2 protein-coding genes are annotated in these 2,273 nt (G+C 72.3%); both read right to left on the reverse strand.

What is annotated here, in order from left to right; genetic code table 11:
* Positions 1–60 precede the first annotated feature (60 nt).
* Positions 61–597 (reverse strand): TetR/AcrR family transcriptional regulator, encoded by a 537-nt coding sequence (locus AB0G02_RS35945; protein WP_360803651.1) that lies wholly within the window; start codon positions 595–597, stop codon positions 61–63.
* Between the two features lie 382 nt (positions 598–979).
* A complete protein-coding gene (locus AB0G02_RS35950; RefSeq protein ID WP_360803654.1) occupies positions 980–1,951 on the reverse strand; it encodes a carotenoid oxygenase family protein in 972 nt (323 codons plus the stop codon).
* Positions 1,952–2,273: the final 322 nt, after the last annotated feature.

Consider the following 2,273-nt stretch of genomic DNA (forward strand, 5'->3'; position numbering starts at 1 on the left):
GACGCCACTCGCGTCGACGACCTCACCGCGTGCCGGGCGGGGACGCCCGGTCACCACCCGTTACGACGCCGGCGCGGCGGCCGCCAGGATGCCCTCGGCCAGGCGGCGGGCCCGCTTCGCCGGACCGTCCGGGCCGAACGACTGGCCCGAGGCGTGCAGGCCCTCGAAGATCAGCATGAGGTGGTCGGTCAGCTCGTCCGGGTCCTCGACGCCGAGCTCCTCGGTCAGCTCACCGATCCGCTCGCGGGTCCAGGACTTCGCCATCCGGGCGTTGCGGTGCGCGGGCAGTTCCGGCTCGGGGAACTCGGCCAGCGACATCAGGAACTTGCAGCCGCGGAACTTGCCGGAGGAGACCTCCGCGAACACCACGTCGAAGACGGCGAGGATCTTGTCGCGCGGGTCGGACCCGGCGGACTCGACCGCGGTCGTGAACCGGCTCCGGAAGTCCTGGTCGGCGCGTTCGACGTAGGCGCCGACGAGGTCGTCCTTCGAGGAGAACAACCGGTAGAGCGTGGTCGGCGCGACACCCGCCTCGGCCGCGACGAGGTCGACACCCGTGGCGCGGATACCCTTGCGGTAGAACAGTTCCCCGGCCACTCGCAGTACGTGGGACCGGGTCTCAGCAGCGGTTCGTTGCACGGTTCCCCTCGCCGTTGCCATGCTAGGGATGGTTCCCTACAGTCTACCCCCCGCAACGGCGGCCTTGCCATTCCCGGTCGGGACGCGGGAGCCGGTCGGACGGGCGGCCCGGGCGACGCGCCCGACGACCGCTCACCCGTCACGCCCGAACGTAGGGGCGCAACCGGTTCCCCGGCAAGGGTTCCCGACATCCGCGCGACTCGCGGCCGACCGCTCGGCCACCACTCCCGCCGACTCGCACCCCCGGCAACCGGGCCTCTCTCGACTCGCGACCCCGTGCGGCCACGGCTTCACGGACCCTCGATGCCGTGCCGGCGCACGGCCCCGCGCCGCGAGGCGGTCAGTCCGACGCGCGGCCCGTGAGCCAGGTCGTGCGCTGGGACGCCTCGACCTCGAACGGCAGCCGCACGACCGCCACCGGCTCACCGGCCAGGTCGGCCGCGTCCAGCACCAGCAGCTCGTCACCGGCGACGGTGACCACCCAGCCCTCGCCCTCACCCTTGCCGCTCGGCACGAACACCGGCCGGCTGGGCGTGACGTCCAGCTCGCGGCGCCACGTGCAGCCCAGGGCGACGTCGTGGCGGACGATCGCGGTGCCGGCGGTGCCGAACACGTAGCGGTGGCGGCGGCCCGTCATGCGCTCGTCGACGCCGGCGACGTCCATCGCGGGCAGGTCGACCCGGCGCACGTTGCCCGTGGCGAGGTCGAGCGTGTGGCGGCGCAGCACACCGGGCGCCCAGATCGCGTCCACGACCACGCGACCGAGGTCCTCGTAGGCGTTGACGAGGGAGAGCACCTCGCCCTCACCGACCTCGAACCAGTGCGGCCGGCCGTAGGCGAGCAGGCCGATGCGCGTGGGGCCGGTGGCGGGACCGGAGTACGGGTCCCGCAGGCCGACCAGCTCGGCGGCGCGGCTGTAGTAGGGCGCGGAGTCGACCACGACCACGAAGCGGTCCGTGACGCCGACCGCGCGCATGCGGGGCGCACCCTCCAGCGGGAACGGCTCGGCGCGCAGCACCTCGCCGTCGTCGTCGAGCATCACGTGCTCGGCGTACCCGAGTTCCGGGTGCGACATGGCCGTGTGCCACACCTCACCGTCGAACACCGGGCTCGCCATCGTGGCGCCGGCGGGCCAGTCGGCCGGCGCGAGCGCGGCCGGCCGCCGTCCGCGGTACCACTGGGCGCCGTCGGGCCCCAGGTGGATCCCGGAGACCCCGTACTTGCCCGACCACACAAGAGCACCGTCCAGCTCGGCGGGCAGTGCACCTCGCACCACCAGCGCTTCCGCGACTTCCCGTACTGACGCGACCACGCCCACCACCCCGTCCAGGCATTCCATAACACTGTCTTACTACTATTTATAGCGGCGTTATGGAACGCCGTCAAGTCGATCCACCCTGTCGTTGCGAGGCCTACCCGGCACCGGGGCGCATCGAAACGAGGTAGGGCTCCCTTACATCACGCCGGACGGGCCCGAGGCAGGCCGGACAAGGCTCTGACCAGCACCGACGCGTGTGATGCTCCAGTCGGGTGAAGCCGTCGCACCTCACCCGTCCGGAGGCGTCCCGGAACGCGCGAAGGCCGGTCACGAAGACGTGGCGCGGGTCATGTCGACCCCGTCGCACCACGACTTC

Origin of the sequence: Actinosynnema sp. NPDC023658, assembly GCF_040639995.1 — a bacterium.
Lineage (GTDB): Bacteria > Actinomycetota > Actinomycetes > Mycobacteriales > Pseudonocardiaceae > Actinosynnema.